19 protein-coding genes and 1 riboswitch are annotated in these 22678 nt (G+C 73.7%); of the genes, 9 read left to right on the top strand and 10 right to left on the bottom strand.

Features of this window, described 5'->3' with window-relative positions; genetic code table 11:
- Window positions 1-168: 168 nt before the first annotated feature.
- The gene (locus tag ABWK59_RS07320; RefSeq protein WP_354638907.1) at window positions 169-1260 is read right to left on the bottom strand and encodes a PRC and DUF2382 domain-containing protein; all 1092 of its coding nucleotides are present in this window, start codon (window positions 1258-1260) and stop codon (window positions 169-171) included.
- Window positions 1261-1450: 190 nt separating this feature from the next.
- Window positions 1451-1556, top strand: a riboswitch (glycine riboswitch).
- A 225-nt stretch (window positions 1557-1781) separates the two neighbouring features.
- On the opposite strand from ABWK59_RS07320, the gene gcvP reads away from it, so the two are divergent.
- The gene (gene gcvP / locus ABWK59_RS07315; protein ID WP_354638906.1) at window positions 1782-4685 is read left to right on the top strand and encodes an aminomethyl-transferring glycine dehydrogenase; all 2904 of its coding nucleotides are present in this window, start codon (window positions 1782-1784) and stop codon (window positions 4683-4685) included.
- Window positions 4686-4872: 187 nt separating this feature from the next.
- On the opposite strand, the gene ABWK59_RS07310 is transcribed toward gcvP, so the two are convergent.
- Together ABWK59_RS07310 and ABWK59_RS07305 are read right to left on the bottom strand one after the other, a co-directional pair.
- Window positions 4873-5067 (bottom strand): DUF5999 family protein, encoded by a 195-nt coding sequence (locus ABWK59_RS07310; protein WP_354638905.1) that lies wholly within the window; start codon window positions 5065-5067, stop codon window positions 4873-4875.
- Window positions 5068-5383: 316 nt separating this feature from the next.
- A complete protein-coding gene (locus ABWK59_RS07305) occupies window positions 5384-5983 on the bottom strand; it encodes a hypothetical protein (RefSeq protein ID WP_354638903.1) in 600 nt (199 codons plus the stop codon).
- A 369-nt stretch (window positions 5984-6352) separates the two neighbouring features.
- Here ABWK59_RS07305 and ABWK59_RS07300 point away from each other — a divergent pair, with 369 nt between their 5' ends.
- Both ABWK59_RS07300 and ABWK59_RS07295 read left to right on the top strand, forming a co-directional pair.
- Window positions 6353-7852, top strand: a complete 1500-nt coding sequence (locus ABWK59_RS07300; RefSeq protein WP_354638901.1) for a glutamate-cysteine ligase family protein — start codon at window positions 6353-6355, stop codon at window positions 7850-7852.
- A gap of 144 nt (window positions 7853-7996) precedes the next feature.
- Complete coding sequence (locus tag ABWK59_RS07295) at window positions 7997-8785, top strand: CPBP family intramembrane glutamic endopeptidase (RefSeq protein ID WP_354638899.1); 789 nt, start codon at window positions 7997-7999, stop codon at window positions 8783-8785.
- A 64-nt stretch (window positions 8786-8849) separates the two neighbouring features.
- Here ABWK59_RS07295 and ABWK59_RS07290 read toward each other — a convergent pair whose 3' ends face one another.
- Complete coding sequence (locus ABWK59_RS07290) at window positions 8850-9341, bottom strand: MarR family winged helix-turn-helix transcriptional regulator (RefSeq protein WP_354638897.1); 492 nt, start codon at window positions 9339-9341, stop codon at window positions 8850-8852.
- 141 nt (window positions 9342-9482) lie between these two features.
- Between ABWK59_RS07290 and ABWK59_RS07285 the strand changes: the two genes are divergently transcribed.
- From ABWK59_RS07285 to ABWK59_RS07270, 4 genes are all read left to right on the top strand, one after another.
- A complete protein-coding gene (locus tag ABWK59_RS07285; RefSeq protein ID WP_354638895.1) occupies window positions 9483-10325 on the top strand; it encodes an NAD(P)H-binding protein in 843 nt (280 codons plus the stop codon).
- Window positions 10326-10366: 41 nt separating this feature from the next.
- The gene (locus ABWK59_RS07280) at window positions 10367-11830 is read left to right on the top strand and encodes an MFS transporter (RefSeq protein ID WP_354638894.1); all 1464 of its coding nucleotides are present in this window, start codon (window positions 10367-10369) and stop codon (window positions 11828-11830) included.
- Window positions 11831-11846: 16 nt separating this feature from the next.
- On the top strand, window positions 11847-12260 hold the full coding sequence (locus ABWK59_RS07275; RefSeq protein ID WP_354638892.1) for a MarR family transcriptional regulator: 414 nt from the start codon (window positions 11847-11849) through the stop codon (window positions 12258-12260).
- A gap of 105 nt (window positions 12261-12365) precedes the next feature.
- Window positions 12366-13808 carry a S28 family serine protease gene (locus ABWK59_RS07270; protein WP_354638891.1) on the top strand — a complete coding sequence of 481 codons (1443 nt, stop codon included), beginning with the start codon at window positions 12366-12368 and terminating at the stop codon, window positions 13806-13808.
- A 222-nt stretch (window positions 13809-14030) separates the two neighbouring features.
- Here ABWK59_RS07270 and ABWK59_RS07265 read toward each other — a convergent pair whose 3' ends face one another.
- The 6 genes from ABWK59_RS07265 to ABWK59_RS07240 form a co-directional block, all read right to left on the bottom strand.
- Entirely contained in the window at window positions 14031-14852 is an 822-nt protein-coding gene (locus tag ABWK59_RS07265) for a PhzF family phenazine biosynthesis protein (protein WP_354638890.1), read from the bottom strand.
- Window positions 14853-14936: 84 nt separating this feature from the next.
- The gene (locus tag ABWK59_RS07260) at window positions 14937-15464 is read right to left on the bottom strand and encodes an HAD domain-containing protein (RefSeq protein ID WP_354638888.1); all 528 of its coding nucleotides are present in this window, start codon (window positions 15462-15464) and stop codon (window positions 14937-14939) included.
- A gap of 72 nt (window positions 15465-15536) precedes the next feature.
- Window positions 15537-16844 carry an MFS transporter gene (locus tag ABWK59_RS07255; RefSeq protein WP_354638886.1) on the bottom strand — a complete coding sequence of 436 codons (1308 nt, stop codon included), beginning with the start codon at window positions 16842-16844 and terminating at the stop codon, window positions 15537-15539.
- 73 nt (window positions 16845-16917) lie between these two features.
- Complete coding sequence (locus tag ABWK59_RS07250) at window positions 16918-17583, bottom strand: dienelactone hydrolase family protein (RefSeq protein WP_354638884.1); 666 nt, start codon at window positions 17581-17583, stop codon at window positions 16918-16920.
- Window positions 17584-17663: 80 nt separating this feature from the next.
- On the bottom strand, window positions 17664-18998 hold the full coding sequence (locus tag ABWK59_RS07245; protein WP_420492909.1) for a sugar porter family MFS transporter: 1335 nt from the start codon (window positions 18996-18998) through the stop codon (window positions 17664-17666).
- 203 nt (window positions 18999-19201) lie between these two features.
- On the bottom strand, window positions 19202-19852 hold the full coding sequence (locus ABWK59_RS07240) for a pyridoxamine 5'-phosphate oxidase family protein (protein ID WP_354638882.1): 651 nt from the start codon (window positions 19850-19852) through the stop codon (window positions 19202-19204).
- Between the two features lie 34 nt (window positions 19853-19886).
- Between ABWK59_RS07240 and ABWK59_RS07235 the strand changes: the two genes are divergently transcribed.
- Window positions 19887-21230 carry an aminotransferase class I/II-fold pyridoxal phosphate-dependent enzyme gene (locus tag ABWK59_RS07235; protein WP_354638880.1) on the top strand — a complete coding sequence of 448 codons (1344 nt, stop codon included), beginning with the start codon at window positions 19887-19889 and terminating at the stop codon, window positions 21228-21230.
- Between the two features lie 283 nt (window positions 21231-21513).
- Complete coding sequence (locus ABWK59_RS07230) at window positions 21514-22617, top strand: GDSL-type esterase/lipase family protein (RefSeq protein WP_354638878.1); 1104 nt, start codon at window positions 21514-21516, stop codon at window positions 22615-22617.
- Window positions 22618-22678: the final 61 nt, after the last annotated feature.

Raw genomic sequence — 22678 nt, 5'->3', positions numbered from 1 at the left:
CTCCGGTTCGGACCGCCGGAAGCAGAGTGCTTCAGGCGTGAGATGGTGAATCAACTGAAGTAACCATGCCGAGAGATACTTCAGTCTGTCAAATATCGATCGGTGAAGTTTTGGCAAAGCCGAGGCCCCGGCCCGCCGCAGCGGACCGGGGCCTCACCTGCGGGGCCGTCAGGACGGGCGCATCGGCTCCGGGCGGCCCGAACCGTTGGCGAGCGGCCCCGGCCCGGCCGTCGGCTCCTCGGCCGAGGTGCTGTCGTGGATCTCCACCTGCTCCCGGCGCAGCTCCTCGTGCACCACCAGCTCCTCGGTGTACCGCTCGACCACCAGCCGGACCCGCTCGACCGGGGCCAGGTACTTGTGCACGACCGGACGCTCCTCGCGCAGCGTGACCTCCTCGACCGCCTCGGCGATCTCCTGCTCGGTCAGCGCCGCCCGCTCGGCCTCGGTGACCGGCACCCGCTCGATCCGGACCCGCTCGCGCACCACCGGCACCCGCCGCTCCACCGACTCGGTGGTCACGTACTTGCGGAGCTTCGCGGTGCCCAGCACGTGCCACTCGGTCGTGATGTCCATCCGCTCCTCGCGACAGGTGATCTCCACCGGGTCGTGCGGCGCGGTCTCCACGGTCGGGGCGCCGGTCCCGGTCCGCAGGTCGGGCGCCGGGCCCGGGCGGACGTGGGTCTGGGGCTCGTCGCGCAGGCCGGCGGGGGCCGCGGACTCCGGCGTGGTGGTGAAGGCCAGCGGCATCGCGCTCTCCCTGGTCTGGTGCGTCCGGTCGGACGTGGTGGTCTGGTGGGGGGTGGTGGCGCTGCGGGCGCCGGGGTCCGCGGTGGTGGCGGCGGTCGTCGTGGCCGTGGGCGTCGCGGTGGTGACCGTGCCGAAGTCGCGGTCCCGGTCGCGCTCCGCGGCGGGGGCTCCCACGGTCGTGGAGGGCTGCGGCTGGACGCCGACGGTGTCGAGCCCGTAGTAGCGGTAGAGCTGGAGTTCCTGGGCGGGGGAGAGGTGCTGCCCCACCCCGAAGTCCGGGGATTCCTTGATCAGTGACTTGTCGTACGGAACCCGTAGCTCTTCGCCGGAGAATTCGCTGGTGGTCAGCGGGACGAAGGCGTCCCGGCCGAAGATGCCCGTCCGCACCGCGGCCCACTCGGGCTCGCCGGTCGCGTCGTCCAGGTACACCTCGTCGACCGTGCCGATCTTGTCACCGTTCCGGTCGACCGCCTTGTGTCCGATCAGGTCGCGCGGATCGATATCGGTCTGCACGCTGTCCTCCAGTCCAAACCGCTCCTGTGAGACTCCGTCGGGGTGGCGGCTGGAGGAGCTGGCCACCCGCCACTTCACACCAAAGGGCATGTAACGGACAGCGGCGAGCGGAGCGCGGCCGTCCGGGGCAGATCACGTCCGCCGACCGGTGATCGGCGCAGCTCGCGCTGGTACCCTGGGCGGCGACCGCCGAGCCCGCTCGGGAGAGTCCCCGGAACCCGTGACACGGGTGGGCGGGGCGCCGAAGGAGCAAATCCTCCCCGGAATCTCTCAGGCATCCGTACCGAGCAGGATCAGGTCACTCTGGAAAGCAGGGCAGGTCCACCGGCACAGGAGCCGGCCGGAACCACCCTCACCGACGGTGCAAGTCGACGGGATGCCTCCGGGCGCCGGTACGGCGAAGCTCTCAGGTACCGATGACAGAGGGGGAGGCCTGACGGGTTCGTGCGGCACTTGGCCCCTGCGGTGGCCGACCGGCGTGCGTACCCCCGCCGGTCCGTGACCAGGAGGCCTCGACCCCCATGAACGCTCAGCCGACCAACGGTCGTACCGACGCGACCCTCACCGAGCTCGAACTGGCCAGCCCCTTCGAGAACCGCCACATCGGCCCCGACGCCGGTGCCCAGGAGAAGATGCTGGCCCAGGTCGGCTACGGCTCGCTGGACGAGCTGTCCGACACCGCCGTCCCCGAGGCCATCCGCAGCCTGACCGCGCTCGGCCTGCCCGCCGGCCGCAGCGAGGCCCAGGTGCTCGCGGAGCTGCGCGAGCTGGCCGACCGCAACCAGGTGCTCACCTCGATGATCGGCCTGGGCTACTACGGCACCTTCACCCCGCCGGTGATCCTGCGCAACGTGCTGGAGAACCCGGCCTGGTACACCGCGTACACCCCGTACCAGCCGGAGATCTCGCAGGGCCGCCTGGAGGCGCTGCTCAACTTCCAGACCCTGGTCGCCGACCTGACGGGCCTCGCCACCTCCGGCTCCTCGCTGCTGGACGAGGGCACCGCCGCCGCCGAGGCGATGGCCCTCGCCCGCCGCGTCACCAAGGTCAAGGGCGGTGTCTTCCTGGTCGACGCCGACGCCCTGCCGCAGACCATCGCCGTGATCGAGACCCGCGCCGAGCCGACCGGCGTCGAGGTCGTGGTCGCCGACCTGTCCGCCGGCATCCCGGCCGAGGTCGCCGAGCGCGGCGTCTTCGGCGTGCTCCTCCAGTACCCGGGCGCCTCCGGTGCCGTCCGCGACCTCAAGCCGGTCATCGACCGGGCCCACGAGCTGGGCGCGGTCGTCGCGGTCGCCGCCGACCTGCTGGCGCTGACCCTGCTGAAGTCCCCGGGCGAGCTGGGCGCCGACATCGCCTGCGGCACCTCGCAGCGCTTCGGCGTCCCGATGGGCTTCGGCGGCCCGCACGCCGGCTACCTGGCCGTCCGCGCCGAGTACGCCCGCAACCTGCCCGGCCGCCTGGTCGGCGTCTCGGTCGACGCCGACGGCCACCGCGCCTACCGCCTGGCCCTGCAGACCCGCGAGCAGCACATCCGCCGCGAGAAGGCCACCTCCAACATCTGCACCGCCCAGGTGCTGCTGGCCGTCATGGCCTCCATGTACGCCGTCTACCACGGCCCCGACGGCCTGGCCGACATCGCCCGCCGCACCCACCGCTACACCGCCGCCCTCGCCGAGGGCCTGCGGGCCGGCGGCGTCGAGCTGGCGCACGGCGCGTTCTTCGACACCGTCACCGCCCGCGTCCCGGGCCGGGCCGCCACCGTGGTCAACGCCGCCCGCGCCGAGGGCGTCAACCTGTACCAGGTGGACGACGACCTGGTGTCGATCTCCTGTGACGAGACCACCACCCGCGACCACCTGGCCGCGGTCTGGGCCGCGTTCGGCGTTCCCGCCGCCGAGTTCACCGCGGACCTGGAGTCGGCCGACGCGCTGCCGGCCGCGCTGCTGCGCGAGGACGAGTACCTCACCCACCCGGTCTTCCACAGCCACCGCTCCGAGACCGCCATGCTGCGCTACCTGCGCCGCCTGTCGGACCGCGACTACGCGCTGGACCGCGGCATGATCCCGCTGGGCTCCTGCACCATGAAGCTCAACGCGACCACCGAGATGGAGCCGGTGACCTGGCCGGAGTTCGGCCAGCTCCACCCGTTCGCCCCGGTGGACCAGGCGGAGGGCTACCTCACCCTGATCCGTCAGCTGGAGCAGCAGCTGGTCGAGGTGACCGGCTACGACGCGGTCTCCATCCAGCCGAACGCCGGCTCCCAGGGCGAGCTCGCCGGTCTGCTCGCGGTCCGCGCCTACCACCAGGCCAACGGCGACACCCAGCGTGACGTCTGCCTGATCCCGTCCTCCGCGCACGGCACCAACGCGGCCTCCGCCGCCATGGCCGGCATGCGCGTGGTCGTGGTCAAGACCCTGGTCGACGGCGACGTGGACGTCGAGGACCTCAAGGCCAAGATCGAGCAGCACCGCGACCAGCTGTCCGTGCTGATGGTCACCTACCCGTCCACCCACGGCGTGTACGAGACCGAGATCACCCAGATCTGCGCCATGGTGCACGAGGCCGGCGGCCAGGTGTACGTCGACGGCGCCAACCTGAACGCCCTGGTCGGCCTCGCCAAGCCGGGCAAGTTCGGCGCGGACGTCTCGCACCTGAACCTGCACAAGACCTTCTGCATCCCGCACGGCGGCGGCGGCCCGGGCGTCGGCCCGGTCGCGGTCCGCGCGCACCTCGCGCCGTACCTGCCCAACCACCCGCTGCAGCCGGAGGCCGGCCCGGCCACCGGCGTCGGCCCGATCTCGGCCGCGCCCTGGGGCTCGGCGGCGATCCTGCCGATCTCCTGGGCGTACGTCCGCCTGATGGGCGGCGAGGGCCTCAAGCGCGCCACGCAGGTGGCCGTGCTGAACGCCAACTACATCGCCAAGAAGCTCGCCCCGCACTACCCCGTGCTCTACACCGGCCCCGGCGGCCTGGTCGCGCACGAGTGCATCATCGACCTACGGCCCCTGACCAAGGAGACCGGGGTGACCGTGGACGACATCGCCAAGCGCCTGATCGACTACGGCTTCCACGCCCCGACCATGTCCTTCCCGGTGGCCGGCACGCTGATGATCGAGCCGACCGAGTCCGAGGACCTGCACGAGATCGACCGGTTCTGCGAGGCGATGATCGCCATCCGCGCGGAGATCGAGAAGGTCGGCTCGGGCGTGTGGCCGAAGGACGACAACCCGCTGGCCAACGCCCCGCACACCGCGGCCGCGCTGGTCGGCGAGTGGGAGCACGCGTACTCGCGTCAGGAGGCGGTCTTCCCGGCCGGCGTGAACCCGGCGGACAAGTACTGGCCGCCGGTGCGGCGGATCGACGGCGCGTACGGCGACCGCAACCTGGTCTGCTCCTGCCCGCCGATGGACGAGTACGACGCCTGAGCATGCAGATGGCTCGCGGGTGACCGGTTGAGCCGCAGGGGACTGCGGGCAACCGGGTGACCCAGAGGGGCGCGGGGACCGCGCGAGGCGGGAGAGGCCGAGGCCTTCCGTTTCGCGCAGTTCCCCGCGCCCCTTGTGGTTGGCCGGTTGCGCCCGCGTCCTGTCGGCCGCCCGGGGGCGCCGGGGTTCAGGCCGCGGCGGCGGTCAGCGGGCGGCGGGGGGCGATGACCCGGCCGTCGGGGAGGAGTTCGCCGGTGTCCTCGAAGAGGAGGACGCCGTTGCAGAGCAGGCTCCAGCCCTGCTCGGGGTGGTGGGCGACCGTCAGGGCCGCCTCCCGGTCCGGGGAATCGGCCGAAGGACACTCAGGTCGGTGCTGGCACATCGTCGTACCCTCGCTTCGCTCGCGTTCCAGGCCCGCCGCACGGCCGCCCGCAGGGCGCCGCCCTCGCCGGCGGATGTCACGGACCCGGTCCAGGTGTGAACCGGCGCCGCAGTGGGTAGGACACCGTGTCCTTCCACGCTGGTTCCCAGTGTCGGCATCCCGGGACGCTCGCGCAGCCATTTGGTGACACGCGCCACAGCGAACGGCCCGAGATCACCCGGGCGGATGGCGGGCGGGCGCGTCGAACGCCGGACGGGCCACCCCCGGCCTGATCCGATCGGGTCAGGCGGGGATGGCCCGTCCGGGTGGTGCGGCGTCAGCTCCGGCCGAGGACGAGGGGAGCGGCCACCGCTGCGGGCTCCAGCCGGGCCAGCAACTCGGCGGCCGGATAGACCGTGTGGGCGGTCACCCCGAGCGGGGCCGGGGCGAGCGGGATCAGCAGGTCCTCGCCGGGGGCGGGGCTGTGCAGCCAGAGCGCCGTGGCGTAGTGGCCCGGCATGGACAGCAGCCGGGGCTGGTGCCGGGTGTGCGGGGCCTGGGCGAGCTGCCGGGCCTGCTGCAGGGCGCGGACCGTGGAGTCCAGGTACGGCCCGGCGGTGAAGTGGGTGAAGACGTGTCCCTCCGCCGTTTCGGTGACCTCGGCCGCGGCGGCGACCTCCGCGCTGCTCTCCTCGATCACGCCGTGGCGGCCCACGCCGTGCGTGATCAGGAACCGCCAGCCCGTCCGCCGGGCCGCGGTCAGCCGGGCCGCCGGACCCTGGAGGACGTACACCGCCAGCGGGTGCGCGGGCAGCAGCGGGCCGGGGCCGTGGCGCAGCCGGGCGGCCGCCGGCTGGCGGAGCGCGGTCTCCGAGTCGAGGGCGGCGAGCACCGCGCGCAGGGCGCCGGGCGGTGGCTGGATCGTCTGCAAGGTCATGGGGGAGTCGCCTCTCCGTGCGAGATCGGCGTGCGAGTGCGGCATACCGGCATGGCGTCGCCCACCCGCCGTGAAAGCAGGACGGGGGCCTGGCCGTGTCCGGTTGGGCATGATCGCGGTGCTGGCACGGAGGCCACTCGTCTTCGGGGTCGTCGGACGGTGGAGATCCGGCCGGAGCGCAGTGCGAATTCTACTCGAACAAGTGCGCAGGGTGACCTTCATATCACGTTCCGTTTTGCAGGGCAAGTCGAGATGTCGCTGAAAGAGTGTCAGAAACCTTGTGCCGCTGATGCGTTCGAAGGGTCGGGCTATCGATCTTCCGGATGGGCATGATGCAGGCACCGTCGACCTAGGGGGAGGAGGGCTGCCATGGGCGAGAAGGTCGTGGCGACCCGTGCGGAACTGTCCGACCGGCAGCTGTACCGGAGGAAGCTCCAGTCCTGTCTGGACGTGTTGGAACGGATGCTCCGGGAGAAGCGCTTCGACCGGCCCAAGGCGATGATGGGCCTGGAGATCGAGCTCAACCTCGCCGACGAGCAGGGGCACCCGGTGCTGGGCAACGCCGAGGTGCTGAAGTCCATCGCCTCCGGTGACTTCCAGACCGAGCTGGGCCAGTTCAACATCGAGGTGAACATCGCGCCGCGGCGGCTGACCGGCCATGTGCTGGAGGAGCTGCGCGAGGAGATCGACACCGGGCTGCGGTACGCCGACCGCAAGGCGTCCGAGGTGGGCGCCCGGATCGTCATGGTGGGCATCCTGCCGACCCTCGACCTGGACCACACCGGCGTGGACGCGATGTCGCACAACGACCGGTACACCCTGCTCAGCGACCAGATCCTGGCGGCCCGCGGGGAGGACATCGCGCTCGACATCCAGGGCGTCGAACACCTGGCCGTGGAGTCGGTGTCGATGGTCGCCGAGGCCGCCGCCACCTCGCTGCAACTGCACCTCCAGGTCACCCCCGAGCGGTTCGCCTCGGTGTGGAACGCGGCCCAGGCGCTCTCCGCGGCCCAGCTCGCCCTCGGTGCCAACTCGCCGTTCCTGTTCGGCCGGGAGCTGTGGCGGGAGACCCGGCCGGTGCTGTTCCAGCAGGCCTGTGACACCCGTTCGGCCGAGCTCAAGGCGCAGGGCGTGCGCCCGATCACCTGGTTCGGGGAGCGCTGGGTGGACTCCGCGCTGGACCTGTTCGCCGAGAACCTGCGGTACTTCCCCGCCCTGCTGCCGATCTGCGACGACGAGGACCCGGCCAAGGTGCTGGCCTCCGGCGGCGTCCCGAGGCTGGGTGAGATGCGGCTGCACAACGGCACCATCTACCGGTGGAACCGCCCGGTGTACGACGTCGCCGACGGGGTCGCCCACCTGCGGGTGGAGAACCGCTGCCTGCCGGCCGGCCCCACCGTGGTCGACACCCTGGCCAACGCCGCCTTCTACTACGGCCTGGTCCGGGTGCTGGCCGCGCAGTCGCGGCCGATCTGGACCAGGCTGCCGTTCGAGACCGCCGACGAGAACTTCCACACCGCCGCCCGGTACGGGATCGACGCGCAGCTCATCTGGTCCCGGTCCGGCCGCGGCGGCCGCGGGCTCGCCCCGGTCGCCGCCACCGACCTGGTACTGAACGAGCTGCTCCCGCTGGCCCACCAGGGGCTTGACGAGTGGGGCATCGAGGCGGCGGACCGGGACCGGTACCTCGGCATCATCGAGCAGCGCTGCCTGCGCCGGACCAACGGCGCGGCCTGGCAGGCGGCCACCGTGCACCGGCTGCGGGAGAGCCACCACCTGGACCCGGCGGAGGCGATCGCGGCGATGACCCGGCGCTACGTCGAGCACATGCGCTCCGGGGAGCCGGTGCACACCTGGCCGGTGGGCTGAGCACCCCCGGGCCCGGCCGACCCCGCGCGGGCCGTCGGCCGGGCCCGCGCACGCTGTGAAAGGATGATCGGCCCGGAGGCCGTCCGCCCCCGGGCCCCGGGCCGCACCTCGGCGCGCGGGCCGCAGCGCGCGCTGGGAGACCAGGTGACGACCGCCCCGACCGAGCCCACCACCGAAACTCTCCCGCGCCGCCTGCTCGGAGCGGAGCTGCTGATCGTCCTCGGCCTGTCCCTGGGGGCCAGCGGCCTGCGGGCGGTGATCAGCTTCGCCGGTGCGCTGACCGCGCCGATCTCGCTGGGCCAGCAGGTGGCCACCCTCAACGAGTCCGCCGCGCCCGGCCGGCCCTGGCTCGACCTCGCCTGGCAGGTCTACTACATCGCCCGCGGCCTGGTTCCGGTGGCGCTGGTCTGGTACCTGCTGGTGCGCGAGGGCACCTCGCTGCGGGTGATCGGCTTCGACCTCACCCGCAAGCGCTCCGACCTCGGGCGCGGGGTGCTGGTCGCGGCGGCGATCGGCGGCTCCGGCCTGGCGCTCTACCTCGCCGCCCAGGCGGCCGGCGCCAACCTGACGGTGGCACCGTCCGGACTGCCCGAGGTCTGGTGGCGGGTGCCGGTGCTGATCGCCTCGGCCTGGGAGAACGCCATCGTCGAGGAGGTGATCGTCCTCGGCTACCTGCTGCGCCGGCTCGGCCAGCTGGGATGGAGCTGGCCGGCGATCGTCGTCACCAGCTCGGTGCTGCGCGGCTCGTACCACCTCTACCAGGGCGTCGGCGGGCTGGTCGGGAACATCGTGATGGGCGTGGTCTTCTGCCTGCTGTACCGCCGCTGGGGGCGGGTGATGCCGCTGGTGACCGCGCACGCGCTGATCGACACGGTGGCGTTCGTCGGGTACGCGCTGCTGGCGGGGCACGTGGGCTGGCTGCCGTCGGCGTAGCCGGCTGAGCCCGGGCCCGGCCGCCGAGGCGGGTTGGGGCGGCCGGTCGCAGGGCGGTGGGGTCTCAGCGGGAGGGGCGCCGGGCGGGGGCGCCGTCGCGGAGGGCGTCCTGGGACTCGACGTACTTGACCATGAGGCGGGCGAACTCCAGGCGCTCCCGCTCGGTCCAGTCGGCGGTGATCTGCTCGAAGGCCGCGCGCTGGTGGCGGGCGAAGCGGGCCATCAGGTCGCGCCCCCCGGGGCTGAGGTGGAGGACCGTGCGGCGGCCGTCCTGCTGGGAGGCGGCGCGGACCAGATAGCCGGCGGCGATGCAGTCGGAGACCATGCGGCTGGCCACCGACGGGTCCACGCCCAGGTGCTGGGCGACCGCGCCGACCGTGATCTCGCCGGTCTCCTCCCGTTCGGCCTCCAGGACGATCCGCAGCACCAGCGTGCGGCTGAGGTCCTTGGCGGAGATCGGGTCCTCGACGTCCAGGAGCGAGGAGCGGCGCAGCTTCCCGAAGGCCGGGCCCACGGCGTCCAGCAGCTCCTCGGCGGTGTGCTCGCGCTTCGTCATGGCGGCAGCCTACCCGTATGCGTGGCCGGATGAAGACATGTGTTGACATGAAAACGTGTGCAGGACATCATGCATATGTCGTCAACAAGCAATAGTGGGGCGTTCGGCAGACAACCGGCGCCCCCTCGGGAGGGAACCCCCATGACCACGCTCATCACCGGCGCCCGCGGCCAGGTCGGCCAGGCCGTCATCGCCCGCCTGCACACCGCCGGCCACACCGTCCGCGCCGCCAGCGCCCGGCCCGCGGAGCTGACCGTCCCGGCCGGCGTCGAGGCCGTCGAACTCGTCCTCGACCGCCCCGAGACCTTCACCGCCGCGCTCCAGGGCGTCCGCCGGGTCTTCCTCTACCCCGAGCCCGCCGGCATCCACGACCTGGTCAAGGCCGCGGAGGCCGCCGGCGTCGAGCACGTCGTGCTGCTCTCCTCGTCCTCCGTCCTCGGTGCCGACGCCGAGAACGACCCGCTGGCGAGCCACAGCCTCCGCGTCGAGCGGGCCCTCGCCGACTCCGGCCTCGCCCACACCTTCCTGCGCCCCGGCGCGTTCGCCAGCAACTCCTTCGGCTGGGCCCACGCCATCGGCCGGTCACTGCCGATCCAGCTCGCCCACCCGGACGCCCACATCGCGCCGATCCACCCCGAGGACATCGCCGACATCGCCGTCGAGGTGCTGACCGGCACCGCGCTCCAGGAGCGTGCGTACACCCTCACCGGCCCCGAGTCGCTCACCTTCCGCGAGCAGATCGCCCAGCTCGCCGACGCCCTCGGCCGCGACCTCACCGTCGAGCGGATCTCCCGGGCCGAGGCCGAGCGGCAGCTGGGCGCCCACCTGCCCGCCCCGATGGTCCGCTCGCTGCTCGACCTCTGGGCGGCCGCCGACCGCGGCCCGGCCACCGTCCACGACACCACCCACACCCTGCTCGGCCGGCCCGCCCGCACCTTCCGCCAGTGGGCCGGCGAGAACGCCGCCGCCTTCACCGCGCACTGACCCCGACGGGCCGGCCCTGTCGGCCCCTTCCCGAGGAATCCATGTCCACGACCCGCAAGCCCCCGGCGCCCACCCGTCCCGCCGAGGCACTCCGCCCGCCGCCCATCGCCCCGCCGGCCGGTGGGTTACCCGCCGACGGCCGCCGCCGCTGGGCCGTCCTCGCGGTCGTCCTGTTCGCCGCGGTCCTCGACCTGCTCGACGCGACGATCACCAACATCGCCGCCCCGGCCATCGCCGCCGACCTGGACGGCGGCACCGCCCTCGTCCAGTGGCTGGGCGCCGGATACGCCCTCGCCATGGGCGTCCTGCTGGTGGTCGGCGGCCGGCTCGGCGACCGGTACGGGCGCCGGCGCCTGTTCCTCGCCGGCCTCACCGGCTTCACCCTCGCCTCCGCCGCCTGCGGCCTCGCCCCCGGGCCGGCCCCGCTGATCGCCTTCCGCATCCTCCAGGGAGCCTTCGGCGCCCTGGTGATCCCCCAGGGGTTCGGCATCCTCCGCGCCGTCTTCCCCGCGCGGGAGCTCGGCAGGGCGTTCGGCGTCTTCGCCCCCTGCCTGGGCCTGTCCGCGATCGGCGGCCCGATCCTCGCCGGGCTCCTGATCGACGGCCTCGGCTGGCGCTCGATGTTCCTGATCAACATCGTCCTCGGCGGCCTCGCCATCGCCCTGGCCGCGCGGCTGCTGCCCCGCGACACCGGCGACCGGGCGGCCACCCTCGACGTCCTCGGCTCCGGCCTGCTCGCCGCCGCCATGCTCGGCCTGCTGCACGGCCTGATCGACGGCTCCAGCCACGGCTGGTCACCCCGCGCCGCCCTCGCGCTCACCGCCGGCCTCGGCTCCTTCGCCCTGTTCTGCCTGCGCCAGCGCCACGCCGCGAGCCCGCTGATCGAACCCACCCTGCTGCGCAACCGCGGCTTCACCTCCGGCCTGGTCCTCGGCCTGGTCTTCTACGCGGCCGTCGCGGGCCTGCTGCTGGTCCTCTCGCTCTACGTCCAGGACGGCCTGCACCACACCCCGACCCGCGCCTCCCTGGACCTCGCCCCGATCGCCGCCGGCATCATCGCCGCCTCGATCGCCGCCCACCGCCTCACCGCCCGGCTCGGCCGCACCCTGACCCTCATCGGCCTGCTGCTCACCCTCGCCGGCACGCTCGCCCTGCTCGCCCTGCTCGCCCTGGTCGGCGGCGGCGGTGAGCCGGCGGGGTGGGCCCTCGCCGCCGCGCTGTTCCTCACCGGCCTCGGCCTCGGCGCCTGCTTCGGCACCGTCTACGAGGTCACCCTCGGGGACATCGGCCCCCGGGAGTCCGGCAGTGCGAGCGGCTCGCTGTCCGCCGTCTCCCAGCTCGCCAACAGCATCGGCGCCGCCGCCGTCACCACCGTCTACTTCGGTGCCGGTGCCGACCCGGCGGGTGGAGCCGTCCACAGCCTGAGCGCGGTCGCCGCGGCCCTGCTCGGCTGCTGCGCCCTGGTCCGGCTGCTGCCCCGCCGGGCCCAGGCCCGGCACCACTGACCCTCAGGAGGACAACATGAAACCCATCGGGTACTGGCTCAACCGCACCGACCACGCCCTCACCACCGCCATGGACGCCCTGCTGGCCGAGTTCGGCCTCACCCGGCTGGCCTGGCAGGTCCTCAACGTCGTCGAGGACACCGCGCAGGCCCGGGACGCCGACGTCCACACCGTCCTGGCCGCCAACGCCGACGCCGCCGCCCGCACCGCGGCCCTCGAAACCGTCCTCGCCGACGGCTGGGCCGACCGCCCGTCACCCGGGCGCCTCGACCTGACCGCCGACGGCCGCGCCCGCCTCGCCCGGGTCGCCGAACGGGTCGCCGACTTCCGTACGCGGTGCACCGAGGGCGTCCCGGCCGAGGACTACCGCACCGCCGTCGCCGTCCTGGAGCGCATCACCCGCAATCTGGAGCCCCCGGCCTCCCGGTGAGACCGCCACCGCCCCGGAGCGGGGTCTGCACGATCCCTTGACGCTCCGTCATGCTCACGTCAGTGTGGTGCGGCACGTCCGATATCCGACCATGCTGGAGAGTTGATGCGACCTCTGCTCCGCGGGCTGCTCGCCGCCGCCCTGCTGATAACCGCCCCCGGCCTCGGCCTGGCCGTCCCCGCCGCGGCCGCCGCCCAGGGCGACACCCGGACGGCCGACAGCCGAAGCGCCGACATCCGGGACCGGCTGGCGGCCATCCCCGGGATGAAGGTCACCGAGGAGAAGCCCACCACCACCGGCCACCGGTACTTTCTGCTGACGTACACCCAGCCGATCGACCACGCCCGGCCGTGGCGCGGCACCTTCGAGCAGCGGTTCAGCGTGCTGCACCGGGCCGACGACCGGCCCACCGTCTTCTACACCAACGGCTACACCCTCGGCACCAACCCGTCGCGCACCGAACCCACCCGGCTGACCGACGGCAACCAGGTCTCCATCGAGTACCGCTACTTCACCCCCTCCCGCCCCGAGCCCGCCGACTGGACCAAGGCCGGCATCGAACAGGCCGCCGCCGACGCCCACCGGCTGATCACCGCGCTCAAGTCCGTGTACCGCGGCGCCTGGATCTCCACCGGCGCCAGCAAGGGCGGGATGTCCTCGGTCTACCACCGCCGCTTCTACCCGCACGACGTGGACGGCACCGTCGCGTACGTCGCGCCCAACGACGTCAACGACCGCGAGGACTCCGCCTACACCGCCTTCTTCCGGCAGGTCGGCACCCCCGAGTGCCGGGCCGCCCTGAACACCGCCCAGCGCGAACTGCTCGCCCGCCGCGCCACCCTGGAACCCCGCTACGCCGCCGACAACGCCGCCCAGGGCAACACCTTCGAGACCGTGGGCAGCGCCGACCGCGGCTACGAGGTCGGGGTGCTCGACGTCGTCTGGGCGTTCTGGCAGTACAGCGGCGAGGCGGACTGCGCGGAGGTGCCGCCCGCCACGGCCACGGACGACCAGCTCTACGCCTGGTTCGACACCCACTCCGGCGTCACCTCGAACAGCGACGCCTCGCTGGCCGGGTACACGGCGTACTACTACCAGGCCGGGACGCAGCTGGGAGCGCCCACGTTCGACGTCTCGCACCTGAAGGACCTGCTGCACTACGACTACCGGGAGCTCTACTCGCCGCGGAGCTACGTGCCGCGGTCGATCCCGATGCGGTTCGACCCGTCCGCCATGCGGGACGTCGACCGGTGGGTGCGGAACTCCGCGCAGCGGATCATCTTCGTCTACGGGCAGAACGACCCGTGGGGCGCGGAGCGGTTCGGCCTCGGCCGGGGCAGCCGGGACAGCTACGTGTACACCGCGGCCGGGGCCAACCACGGGGCGAAGATCGGGTCGCTGGGGGCGGCGGAGTCCGCGGCGGCCACGGCGAAGCTGCGGGACTGGGCCGGGCTGGCGGAGGCCCCGACGCTGGCGCCGGGGCGGGGGATCCCGCCGTTCGGGGAGCTGGACGCGGAGGGGCTGAAGCAGGAGCGGCACCGGCTCTGAGCGGGTGACCGGGTGATCGGGTGACCGGCGAGCCCGGGGGCGAGGGGGGAACTGCGCGAAGCGGGAGACCGGGTGCGTGCGGCCGCGGCAGGGCGGATGGCTGTGACGGGAGCGGGTGCGGCGCCGTGTCTTCCGGTTTCGCGCAGTTCTCCCCCAGCCTTGGCGGCTGGAAGGTGCCCCCACGCCCCCCTGAAGAGCCCGATTGCGCCACCTGCTTCCGGGTCAGGGGTGGCTGTGGAGGGTGCCGTCGAGGACGGTGACGGCGCGGCCGGAGAGGAGGACGCGGTCGGTGGTGGCCTCGCAGGCCACCAGGCCGCCGCGGACGGAGGCCTGGTAGCCCGTCACCGCGGGGCGGCCCAGCCGCTGCGCCCAGAACGGGGCGAGGGCGGTGTGGGCGCTGCCGGTGACCGGGTCCTCGGGGATGCCGATGCCGGGGCAGAACACCCGGGAGACGAAGTCGTACCCGCCGTTCGGGTCGTCGGCCGGGGCGGTGGCGATCACGCCCTGGATCGGGAGCAGGGCGAGGGCGCCGAGGTCGGGGGCGAGGGCCCGGACGGCGTGCTCGCTGGGCAGGACCGCCAGCAGGTCGCCCACCGCGCCGGTGTCGTACAGCTCCTGGACGGGGCGGCCGAGGGCCTCGCGCAGGCCGTCCGGGACGGCGGCGGGGGCGACGGGCGCGGCCGGGAAGTCCAGGGTGATCGAGCCGTCCGGCTCGGGGCGGGCCCGCAGGATGCCGGAGAGCGTGCTGAACCGCACCCAGGCGCCCGCCGCGAGGCCGTCCGAGCGCAGGGCGTGCACGGTGGCGAGGGTGGCGTGGCCGCAGAGGTTGACCTCCTCGACCGGGGTGAACCAGCGCAGCCCCCACTCGGCCCCGCCGCCGGCGGCCAGCGGCAGGGCGAAGGCGGTCTCGGAGTGGTTCATCTCCGCCGCGACCCGCCGCATCCACGCGGTCTCCGGCCAGTCGGGCCCGTCCAGCAGGCACACCGCGGCGGGGTTCCCCGCGAACGGGCGATCGGTGAAGGCGTCGATGATCCGGATGCGCATGGTTGCGAATCTATCCGTGCACCGCCCGGCCGGACGAAAGGGGCCCAACCCGAACCGAAACGGGCCAACCGGTAGGATGCGGACTCACTCGCCCGGCCGACGGGCGCGCCGGAAGCGGCGGGCGGCCGGGGGGCGGTTCAGCAGGCGGTCCACGTGGTACCGCTCCAGGCCCTCCACCGGGTCGATCGCCATCAGCAGCCGGTCCCGGCGCAGCAGCGAGCGGCGGACCAGCCGGGGCGGGATGCAGTCGTCGACCCAGGCGAACGGCCGGCCCCGGGCGTACCGCAGCAGCGGGGCCCACTTGCGGGCGGAGAGCAGTTCCATCAGCGGGACCTTCGGGTCGTCCGGCTGCGCCACGTACCCGTTGAAGCGGACCACCGGCAGCTCGGGCAGTCCGAGCAGCGGCGCGAGGTGGAGGTTGGCCTCCTCCTCCCAGGTGGTGGCCCACACCAGGTCGTACGTCCCGGCCAGTTCGTTCAGCCAGTCGGCGTGCCGGTCCGCGAGCAGGACCCGGTAGCCGAGCACGGTGTGGGCGGTGAAGCCGGCGTCCGGGTGCGGGTCGAGCGGGTTGAGCACGCCGTCCGCGTCGAGGAACAGCAGGGGTCGGGTCACGCGGTCACTCCCCTTGATCGGTGGCCTGGTCTCCGGGGGACGACCGCGCGGGCGACGCCGGTTGCCGGAGGGTCAGTTCAGTGCGGGTGCGGGCGCGGGGGCGCGGTCGCCGACGGCGGGACGGTCCCCGGTGGCCCGGGACAGCCGCCGCACCTCGGGGACGACCAGCACGGCCGCCGCCAGCAGCAGGGTGGTCGCGGCACAGGCCCACAGCGCGCCGTCCAGCCCGAGCAGGTCGGCGGCCGGTCCGGCCGCGGCCAGGCCGACCGGGGTGAGCGCCAGCGAGCCGAGCGCGTCGTACGCGGAGACCCGGGAGGTCAGCTCGACGGGGATCTCCTGCTGCAGCGCGAGCATCCAGTTGACCCCGAAGACGGTCACCCCCGCGCCGGAGACGAACATCGCGGCGGCCAGCACCGGGACGGGTGCCGCCACCGCCAGCGCGACGGCGGGCAGGGCGAACAGGAAGACGCCGAGGTTGCCGACCAGCAGGATCCGGCGGGGCTGCCGGCGGGCCGTCAGCAGGCCGGCGGCCAGCATGCCGACGCTGAACGCGGCCATCGCGGTACCCCAGGCGCCCGCGCCGCCGAGGCGCTGCTTCGCCACCACCGGGCCGTACACCGCCTCCACCGCCTCGATGCAGGCCATCACCACGGAGAACTGCAGCACCACCGCCCACAGCCAGCGGCGGCCGATGAACTCGCGCCAGCCGGCCCGGAGTTCGCCCAGCATGTCGGGGGCCGGCGAGGAGCCCGGTTCGCCGGGGGAGGCCTCGGAGGCGGCGGGCAGGTCGAGCAGGGTGCGCAGGGCGGCGGCGAGGACGAAGCAGCCGGCGTCCAGGGCGAGCACCCAGCCGGGGCCGATCAGCCCGACCAGGGCGCCGCCGAGGGCCGCGCCGCCGATCTGGGCGCCGTTCACGGCCATCCGGTAGACCGAGAACGCGCGGGCCGAGTGCTCGGCGTCGACGCTCTGCAGGATCACCCCCTGGGCGGCCGGGCCGTAGAAGGCCTGCCCGGCGCCGCCCGCGGCGGAGAGCAGCAGCAGGGGCGGCAGGCCGACCGGGCCGGCGAGCACCAGGGCCGCCAGGACGGCCTGGGAGAGGGCGTTGAACAGGTTGGCGCCGACCATCACCCGGTGCCGGGGCAGCCGGTCGGCCAGCGCGCCGCCGATCAGCAGCAGGAGGACCAGCGGGACCATCCGGGCGGCCGTGACGTAGCCGACCTCGGAGGTGCCGCCGCCGTGCTCCAGGACGGCGAAGGCGGTGGCGATCGGTGCGGCGGCGTTGCCGAGGCCGCTGATCACGGTGGCGGAGGTGTGCAGGGTGAAGTTCCGTCCGGCCCAGGCGGGTCGGCGGCTGTGGGTCGGGCGGAGGGCGGTGGTCATCCGGTGACTATGGGTGCGCCGGGGCGGGGGTGTCCACGGGGTTTCCGCCGGTCCGGCCGCGTGCGGCGGGGTGTCAGCCGAGGTGGGCCCAGAGGAAGCTGAGGGTCCGCAGCCAGGCGGTGCGGGCCTGGAGGGCGTCGTAGGCGCCGGCGGGGTTCTCCTCGTTCATGAAGGCGTGGCCGGCCGGGTAGAAGTGGATCTCGGGCCGGCGGTCGGTGGCCTCGCCGATCCGGATCGCGGCCTCGTCCACCGCCGTGACCGGGTTGGCGTCGTCCTCCTCGGCGTAGTGGCCGAGGACGTGGGCGGTCAGTCCCCGGTACTCGAACAAGTCGTCGGCCGGCAGGCCGTAGAACGGGACCACCGCGGCGACCCGGTCGCCCTCCTGCGCGGCGAGGACGAGGGAGAGTCCGCCGCCCCGGCAGAAGCCGACCGCGCCGACCGAGTCGCCGACCACCTGCGGATGGCCGAGCAGGAAGTCCACGGCGCCGCGCAGGTCCACCACGGCCTGCTCGGGCGGGAGTTCACCGTCGGCCGGGGCACCGGAGGGCAGGTCGGGGGCGAGGGCGACGAAGCCCTCCTCGGCGAACCGGTCGGCCATGGCCCGGATGTGGCCGGTCAGGCCCTGCTGTCCGGGGACCACCACCAGTCCGGGGCCGACCGCCTGGGGCGGGAGGACCAGGTAGCCGTGGGCCGTCTGCCCGTCGCCGGGGAAGGTGACATGCTGTGCCGAGCCGCTCATGGCCAGATGCTATGCGCGGGCGCGCGGCGGCGGCCCGTACCGACGCCGGGCCGTTGGAGTGAGCGTCAGCGGAGTGAGCGTCAGCCCATCTCCTCCAGGGCCCGGCCCCTGGTCTCCCGGATGCAGAACGCGACGAACGGGATGGACAGCAGCGCGAAGGCGGCGTAGATGCCGTAGGTGGCCGACAGGTTCCAGTCGGCCAGGCTGGGGAAGCTGACGGTGATCGCCCAGTTGGCGATCCACTGCGCGGAGGCGGCCACCGAGAGGGCCAGCGCCCGGATGGCGCCCGGGAACATCTCGCCGAGCAGCACCCAGACCACCACGCCCCAGGAGAAGGCGAAGCAGAACACGAAGACGTGCGCCGCCACCAGGGCGACGGTGGCGTGGAAGTCGTCCAGGGTGGCGGTGTTGCCGGTGCCCTCGCGGAAGGAGAACGCCCAGGCGGCGACGGTCAGCGAGGCGGCCATGCCGGCCGAGCCGGCGAGCGCCAGCGGCTTGCGTCCGATCCGGTCCACCAGGGCCATCGCGATCACCGTGCCGACCACGTTGACGATCGAGGTGGAGAGGCTGATCAGCAGCGAGTTGGACTCGTCGATGCCCACCGACTGCCACAGGAAGGAGGAGTAGTAGAAGATCACGTTGATGCCGACGAACTGCTGGAACACCGAGGCGCCGATGCCGATCCAGACGATCGGCAGCAGCCCGAACCGGCCGCCGGTGAGGTCCCGGGCCCGCGGCTTCTGCGTGGTGTCCAGCACGGACCGGATCTCGGCCACCCGGGCGTCCAGGTCGGCACCCTCGCCCTCCACCTCGGTAAGCACCTTGCGGGCCTCGTCCTCGCGCCGGTCGGCGATCAGGTAGCGCGGGGACTCGGGGATCGCCAGCGCCATGATCCCGTAGACCACGGCGGGGACGGTCTCCACGCCGAGCATCCACTGCCAGGCCTGCACCCCGCCCAGGTGGTTGGTGGACTCCCCGCCGGCGCCCTCGTTCAGCGCGTAGTTGGCCAGCTGGGAGACGGTGATGCCGAGCACGATCGCCATCTGCTGGAAGGAGGCCAGCCGGCCGCGGTACGCGGTGGGCGCGACCTCGGCGATGTACGTCGGCGCGACCACCGAGGCGATGCCGATGGCCACGCCGCCGACCACCCGCCAGACGGCCAGCACCTGGACGTTGGGCGGGAACATCGAGCCGATCCCGCTGACCGCGAACAGCGTCGCCGCCAGCAGCATGGTGCGGACCCGGCCCAGGTGGTCGGCCAGCCGCCCGGCGACCACCGCGCCGGCCGCCGAGCCGAGCAGCGCGATGGCCACCACGAAGGCGGTCTCGCCGTTGCCCACGCCGAAGTGCTTCTGGATGCCCGTCACCGCGCCGTTGATGACGGCGCTGTCGTAGCCGAACAGGAAGCCGCCCATCGCGGCGGCCGCCGAGATGAACACGACATGGCCGAGGTGATCGGAGGCGGCCGGGTCGGTGCTGGCCAGGGCGGGCTCCCGGAGGTACGGCGGCCCACCTGCGCGGCCGGACGGACGGAGGTCGTCTCACATTCCATCAGCCGGGTGCCGGAATTCCGTGCTGCGCCGCCGCTCGGGCGCGGTGAACGCCGGGCGGCCCGGCGTCAGCCCCTGAGGTAGGCGGGCAGCGGGACGGTGGTGTGCGGGGCGGGCTCCGGTGCGCCGAACACCTGGGTGACCGGGACGACGCCGGCCCAGTACGGGAGGTCCAGGTCCTCCTCCTCGTCCCCGGCGCCGGCGGCGCGGACCTTGGCGGAGACCTCGTCCAGGTCGAGCCGGACGACAGCGGTGGCGGCGCGCTCCCTGGCGTTGGCCGGGCGGACGTCGGCGGAGCGGCCGGGGACGGCCTGGTCGACCAGGGCGTCCAGCGCCACGGTCAGCTCCTCGGCGTCGGTGACCTGGTACGCGGTGCCGTGGGCCACCACGGAGCGGTAGTTGACGGAGTGGTTGAAGGCGGACTTGGCCAGCACCAGGCCGTCCACCAGGGTCACGGTGACGCAGACCGCCATCCCCTGATCGTCGGCGGCGCCGCGCATCGGGCGGCTGCCGGTGGAGCCGTGGACGTACAGCCGCTCGCCGACCCGGGCGTAGATCGTGGGCAGCACCACGGGCGCGCCGTCGCGGACGAAACCGAGGTGGCAGAGGTAGCCGGCGTCGAGGACGGCGTTGACGGCCTCCTTCTCCCAGACGGCGCGGTCGCGGTAGCGGGTGGGGACGGTGCGGGGGGTGCGGGCGTACGAGGCGGTGTCCGACATGACAACCTCTCTGCACTAGTGCATAATCGTGTTTGTGCTAGGAGAGTATCGGATCAAGGGGCGGCGTGCCAGCGAGATCGCGGCCGACGTCGAACGCGCGGTCGGCTCCGGCGAGCTCCCGCCGGGCACGGCCCTGCCGCCCATGCGCGACCTGGCCGTCGAGCTGGGCGTCAACCCCAACACCGTGGCGGCGGCCTACCGCCTGCTGCGCGACCGCGGCGTGATCGAGACCGCCGGCCGCCGCGGCAGCCGGATCCGCCCCAAGCCCGTCACCACCCCGCGCGACCAGGCCCGGATCCCCGTCCCGCCCGGTGCCCGCGACCTGTCCACCGGCAACCCCGACCCGGCGCTCCTCCCCCCGCTCGGCCCCGCCCTGGCCCGGGCCGCCGAGCAGGGCTCCGCGCTCTACGGACACCCCGCCGCCGACCCCGAGCTGCTCGCCCTCGCCCGCGCCTCCTTCCACGCCGACGGCGCCCCCGACGGCTCCCTCGCCGTGCTCTCCGGCGCCCTGGACACCATCGGCCGCGTCCTGTCCGCCGCGCTGCGCCCCGGCGACCTGGTCGCCGTGGAGGACCCGGGCTGGGGCAGCCTGCTCGACCTGCTGCCCGCGCTCGGGCTGCGCACCGCCCCGATCGGCCTGGACGAGGAGGGCCCGCTGCCCGGGCAGGTGGCCGCCGCGCTGGCCGCCGGCGCCCGCGGCCTGATCGTCACCAGCCGGGCCCAGAACCCCACCGGCGCCGCCCTCACCGCCGAGCGGGCCGCGGCCCTGCGCGCCGTCCTGGCCGAGCACCCCGGCACCCTGCTGATCGAGGACGACCACGGCCACGGCATGGTCGACCAGCCGTTCCGGTCCCTGGCCGCGGGCGCGGACGGCGAGCCCACCGTCGCCTCCTGGGTGCTGGTCCGGTCCGCCGCCAAGGCCTTCGCCCCCGACCTGCGGGTGGCCGTCGCGATCGGCGACCCGGCCACCGTCGGCCGGGTGCTCGGCCGTCAGCGGCTGGACGCCGGCTGGGTCAGCCACCTGCTCCAGCGCGCCGTGGCCGAGCTGTGGCGCACCGACGCCGTCCCCGCCGCCGAGCTCTCCGCGGTCTACCGGCGCCGCCGCGACGCCCTGCTCACCGCCCTCGCCGGCCATGGCATCGCCGGGTACGGGCGCAGCGGGCTGAACGTCTGGGTGCCGGTGGCGGACGAGACCGCGGTGACCGCCGGGCTGCTCCAGCGCGGCTGGGTGGCCGCCCCGGGTGCCCGGTTCCGGGTCCAGTCGGCGCCCGGCGTACGGCTCACGGTGGCCGACCTCCAGCCGGCCGAGGCGCAGCGGCTGGCGGACGACCTGGCCGAGGTGCTGGGTGCCTCGGGAGGCGGAGCGCGACTGATCTGAGCGGTGTCGTGACGCGGTGTTGTGACGCGGTGTCGTGACGCACCGCGAAACACGGCGGTAACACAGCGACAAGGTCGGTGACACAGCGAATTTCCCGTGTTCTCTACCTAGCGGTAACAAGCGCGGGCATGTCATCTTCATCGCGCCACCGGCCGGCGGCCCCACCCTCACCACTGCCTCGCGACCCCACTCCCGCGAGGCCGTTCGCAGGAGTTCCGCCGTGCCCATGTTCACAAGCACGTCCCCAAGAACCTCCGCAAGAACCTCCGCCCTCCTCGCGGCCGTGGCGCTCGCCCTGCCCCTGCTGGGCGTCGCCACCCCCGCCCGGGCCGCCACCGGACCCACCGCCACCGTCTCCATGGGCGACAGCTACATCTCCGGTGAAGCCGGCCGCTGGAAGGGCAACAGCGACACCACCAGCGGCAGCCGGGACGGCACCGACCGCGCCTGGACCGGCAGTGCCTACGACCCGGCCCGGGTCTACGGCAGCACGTACGCGAGCGGGTGCGACCGCTCCGACGTGGCCGAGGTGAAGAGCGCCTCCGGCATCAGCCAGGCCCAGCTCAACCTGGCCTGCTCCGGCGCCACCAGCGCGAACGTCTTCCGCGCCGCCAACGGCGGGCAGTCCTTCAAGGGCGAGGCGCCGCAGGCCGACCAGCTCGCCGCCCTCGCGGGCCAGTACGACATCAAGCTGATCACGCTCTCGGTCGGCGGCAACGACCTCGGCTTCGCCGACGTGATCTCCACCTGTGTCCAGGACTACATGGTCTGGTGGTCGTACTGCCACGACGACCAGCAGGCTGCGGTGGACTCCAGGATCGACGCGGCGATGGCCGGCGCGGCGAAGTCCGTGGACGAGATCCGCGCCGTGATGTCGGCCGCCGGGTACGCCCAGGGCAGCTACCGGATCGTGCTGCAGTCCTACCCCTCGCCGATCCCGCGCAGCTCCGAGAACCGCTACCCGGAGAGCGGCTGGTCCCGGACCAACACCGGCGGCTGCCCGTTCTGGGACCAGGACGCCGACTGGGCCCGCGACTCGCTGGTGCCGCAGATCTCCGACCGGCTGGCCGGCGTGGCCGCGGCCAAGGGCGTGCAGTTCCTCGACCTGCGCGACCTGCTGCAGGGCCGCGAGGTGTGCGCCAAGGCGACCCGCCTGGCCACCCCGAGCACGCCGCCCTCCGCGACCACCAGCGAGTGGGCCCGCTTCCTGGACCTCGGCACCACCGTCCAGGGCACCACACAGGAGTCGTTCCACCCCAACTACTACGCCCAGCTCGCCCTCGGCCGCTGCGTCACCCTGATCAACGCCAAGACCAGCGGTAACTGGTCCTGCCGCAACACGGCCGGCCAGGACGCCACCGGGGTGTACCTGGCCGCCAGGCCCTGAGACCGCCGGGCTCCTGAGCCGTCGTCCCTCTCCTCCGCCGACCGGGCGGGTGCCCCCCGAG

It is taken from the genome of Kitasatospora sp. HUAS MG31 (assembly GCF_040571325.1).
GTDB classification, from domain to species: domain Bacteria; phylum Actinomycetota; class Actinomycetes; order Streptomycetales; family Streptomycetaceae; genus Kitasatospora; species Kitasatospora camelliae.
Note: the sequence above shows the minus strand (reverse complement) of the source record. Positions and strands in the feature narration are given on the sequence as shown.